Source organism: Streptomyces sp. NPDC059355, from assembly GCF_042752335.1.
Classification (GTDB): domain Bacteria; phylum Actinomycetota; class Actinomycetes; order Streptomycetales; family Streptomycetaceae; genus Streptomyces.
Genome location: NZ_JBHYXN010000087.1, coordinates 2,043 through 6,067 on the forward strand (window position 1 = coordinate 2,043; position 4,025 = coordinate 6,067).

The window sequence follows — 4,025 nt, forward strand, 5'->3', positions numbered from 1 at the left end:
CGGGTGCCGGGCCCCCCGGCGCGTTCCCCGGGCCCCCGCCCCCGGGGGCCCCCCCCGGGGGGGGGGGCCCCCGACGGGTCCTCGAGGGGTCGGCGCCCCGACCCGCTTCCCCGACTCTCGACCTCGCCGGGGAGGCGGGCGCTCACGGGCGGGACTACGGCGCCTCGGGGGCCACACCGGGGCGTTCGCGCCAGAAGGCTCCGGACGCGGCGCGGCGCAGCAGCATCAGCACCACTCCGGCGCCGGCCAGGAAGAGCGCGATGACCAGCGGGGCGCCCAACCCGAACCAGGCGGTCGCACTGGAGGCGTTGCCCGGGTCTGCCATGTCGGCGACGGACTCGACCAGCAGCCAGATCAGCAGCGCCGAGCCGACCAGGGGGCCCGCGCCCAGCAGCAGGAAGGGGCCCGGCCCCCGCATCAGCCGGCGCCGGTACCAGACGGCGCAGGCGATGCCGGTGAGGGCGTAGTAGAAGGCGATGAGCAACGACAGGGCGGTGAGGGAGTCCGCGAGGGCGTTCTCGCTGATCCGGTGGATGACGACGTACCAGACGGTCGCGATGCCGGTGACCCACCAGGTGCTGGTGCTCGGTGTGCCCCGGCGGGCGTCTATGTGGGCGAACCCGGCGGGCAGCGCCCGGCGGCGGGCCATGGACAGCGCGGTACGGGAGGCCGGGATGATGGTCGTCTGCGTCGAGGCGAGGGCGGAGGTGGCGACGGCGAGGAGCAGGATCCAGTCCCAGCCGCCGAGCACCTCACGGGCGAGCGCGGCGAAGACGTCCTCCTCCGTGTCCGCCTGTCCGGCGAGGTACGCGGTGCCCGCGTAGGCGACGACCGCGAAGGCCACGGCCACGTAGGTCGCCAGCAGGACCACCGTCGACCAGATGCCGGCCCGGCCGGGGGCGTTGGCGGGGTCCTTGGTCTCCTCGGTCAGGTTGACGGCGGATTCCCAGCCCCAGTACGCGAAGACGCCGAGCAGCAGGCCGCCGGTGAGCGCGGGGCCGCCGGCCCCGAAGGGGTCGAGCCAGCCGGCGGCCGGGCGGACGGCGTCGAGGGATCCCGTGCCGGCGTACACGCGGTACACGGCGACGGCCGCGAACACGACGAGGCAGAGGACCTGGAGCAGCACGAGCACGTTCTGGAAGCGGGCCGACGCCTCGGTGCCGCGTACGCAGAGCCAGGACATGAGGAGGATCAGCAGGACGGTGAGGGCCTCGCGGACCAGGGCGTTGCCGGCCAGGCCGTCGGCCCCGACTGCGAGCAGGCCGAAGCCGACGGCGACGTCGGCGAGTGAGCCGACGACGAGCACTCCGGTCATCGCGATGGCCCAGCCGCCCAGCCATCCGGTGGTGGGGCCCAGGGCGCGGGTGACCCAGGAGAAGGTCGTGCCGCAGTCGGGATCGGCCCGGTTGAGGAAGTGGAAGGCGGAGGCGATCAGGAGCATGGGGACGAAGGACGCGAGCATCACTCCGGGGGCGTGTACGCCGACCAGGGCTACGAGCGGTCCGATGACGGCGGCCAGCGAGTAGGCGGGCGAGGTGGCGTTGAGGCCGATGGCGAGGGCGTCGAGGAAGCCGATCGCGTCCGGTTTGAGGGCGCCGGCCGGGGCGGGCGCCGTCGGTGTGCCGTTCCCGCTCGGGGCCGCCGTGCCGGCCGTGGCGGCTGCGACGGCCTCGGCGGCTGTAACGGTCGTGCCGCCCGGTACCGCGGGCGCGGCGGTGGCCGTGGCGGCTCGGGTGGTGGTTTCCGGCGGGGTGTCTGCGGCCATCGTCCCTCGCTGTACTGAGTGCGGTGTGCGGCCGCGCCGTGGCGGGCCCGGTGTGAACAGGGCGTGAACTGCGAAGAGGAAACCCGCGCGGACGGGCATGGGTCAATGGTGTTGGCATAAGGGACGGCGCGGGTCCCGGGGTCGGAGTACGCCCCGGTCAGCCGGCCCGCAGGGCCTGCAGCCTGGCCTCCGCGCTCGCGAGCAGCATGTCCAGGGCGACCGGGTAGGCGCTGTGGTTCATCCGGGCGGCGAGCAGTCGCCTGGTGGCGGCGATGTGCGGGTACTCGTCGGCCGGCAGCCGGGCGTAGGTGGACTCCCACTGCCCCTCGTCGGAGCTCCGGGAGGGCTCGGTCAGGGCGAGGGCGCCGGCGTCGAGGGCCGCGAAGGCCAGGCTCTGGTCGATGAAGGCGTGGTAGATCAGGACCGCCTCCGGATCGGGGAAGCCCGCGGTGCGCAGGATGCCGAGGACGGCCTCGTCCGCGGCGATCTCGCGGGGCCGGCCGGTCACGCGGCCGGCGGTCAGTACGGCCGCCTGCGGGTGCGAGAGGTAGGCGCCGTGGATGCGCAGCCCGAGTTCGCGCAGGTCGTGACGCCACTGGCCGGTGACCGCCCAGCCGTCGAGGGCCCGGCCGATGAGCTCCTCGCCGATGGCGAGCGTGAGGCCGTCCATGCCGTCGAAGTACCGGTAGAGGGAGCTGGGATCCGCTCCGAGGGCGGCGCCGAGCCGGCGGGCGGACAGGCCGGCGCTGCCGTGTTCGCGCAGCATGCGCAGGGCGGTTTCGACGATCAGCCGCTCGGACAGGACGACGCCCTGCCGGGTGGGGCGCCGTCGCCTGCGGGCTTCCTCGGGGACCACGGGCTTCGCCATCGGGTGCCTTCCTCCTTATGCCAACACCATTGACCTTATCTTGCGACCCCGGCTTTCATCCCTCCCATGAGGCGCGGATCTCCGCGGACCTCACCGAGAGAGGGTTTCGTCATGCGTGTTCTGCTTGTGGGCGCCGGCGGCGTGGGTACCGCGATCACCCGGATCGCGGCCCGCCGGGAATTCTTCGACCGGTTCGTGGTCGCCGACTACGACCTGGCCCGTGCCGAGTCGGCCGTGGCCGCGCTCGGCGAGGCCGGCGGCCGGTTCCACGCGCGCCGCGTCGACGCCTCGGACCAGGCGGCGGTGACCGCGCTCCTCACCGAGGAGCGGTGCGACGTACTGCTGAACGCCACGGATCCGCGGTTCGTGATGCCGCTGTTCGAGGCGGCGCTCGCGGCGGACAGCCACTACGTGGACATGGCGATGTCCCTGTCCCGGCCGCACCCCGGCCGACCCCACGCGGAGTGCGGGGTCAAGCTCGGCGACGAGCAGTTCGCGCGGGCCGAGGCATGGGAGAAGTCGGGCCGGCTGGCCCTGGTCGGCATGGGCGTGGAGCCCGGCCTGTCGGACGTCTTCGCCCGGTACGCCGCCGACGAACTCTTCGACGGGATCGAGGAGATCGGCATCCGCGACGGGGCGAACCTGACGGTCGAGGGCCACGAATTCGCCCCGTCCTTCAACATCTGGACGACGATCGAGGAGTGCCTGAACCCGCCGGTGGTCTACGAGCGGGACCGCGGATGGTTCACCACCGAGCCCTTCAGCGAGCCGGAGGTGTTCGACTTCCCCGAGGGCATCGGCCCGGTCGAGTGCGTCAACGTCGAGCACGAGGAGGTGCTGCTGGTCCCGCGCTGGGTGGACGCCCGAAGGGTCACCTTCAAGTACGGCCTGGGCGAGGACTTCATCGGCAAGCTGAAGACCCTGCACGCGCTGAGCCTGGACTCGACCGAACCGGTCACGGTGCGCGGCGCGGACGGTACCCCGGTACGGGTCTCCCCGCGCGACGTGGTCGCGGCGTGCCTGCCCGACCCGGCCACCCTGGGCGAGCGGATGTCGGGCAAGACCTGCGCGGGGACCTGGGTGAAGGGCACCAAGGACGGCCGCCCGCGCGAGGTGTACCTGTACCACGTGGTGGACAACCACTGGTCGATGCGCGAGTACGGATCGCAGGCCGTGGTGTGGCAGACCGCGGTCAACCCGGTGGTGGCGCTCGAGCTCATGGCCGGCGGTGTCTGGGCGGAGTCGGGCGTACTCGGCCCGGAGGCCCTTCCGCCGCGCCCGTTCCTGGACCTGCTGACCGCCTACGGCTCCCCGTGGGGCATCCGCGAGCAGGGCTGATCGGAGCTTCCTGCCACTGGCGCCGTCGCGGGCCGGGCCGGGTCGGCCCGGCCC

Annotated in this window: 3 protein-coding genes; 1 reads left to right on the forward strand and 2 read right to left on the reverse strand. The window is 73.4% G+C overall.

The window, feature by feature from the left end; genetic code table 11:
• Positions 1-154: 154 nt before the first annotated feature.
• Both ACFXGI_RS38360 and ACFXGI_RS38365 read right to left on the reverse strand, forming a co-directional pair.
• Entirely contained in the window at positions 155-1,765 is a 1,611-nt protein-coding gene (locus tag ACFXGI_RS38360; RefSeq protein WP_384717629.1) for an APC family permease, read from the reverse strand.
• A gap of 157 nt (positions 1,766-1,922) precedes the next feature.
• Positions 1,923-2,633: a TetR/AcrR family transcriptional regulator gene (locus ACFXGI_RS38365; RefSeq protein WP_384717632.1), complete on the reverse strand. Its 711-nt coding sequence runs from the start codon at positions 2,631-2,633 to the stop codon at positions 1,923-1,925.
• 111 nt (positions 2,634-2,744) lie between these two features.
• Here ACFXGI_RS38365 and ACFXGI_RS38370 point away from each other — a divergent pair, with 111 nt between their 5' ends.
• Positions 2,745-3,971 (forward strand): saccharopine dehydrogenase family protein, encoded by a 1,227-nt coding sequence (locus ACFXGI_RS38370; protein ID WP_384717635.1) that lies wholly within the window; start codon positions 2,745-2,747, stop codon positions 3,969-3,971.
• The last annotated feature ends 54 nt before the right edge of the window (positions 3,972-4,025 follow it).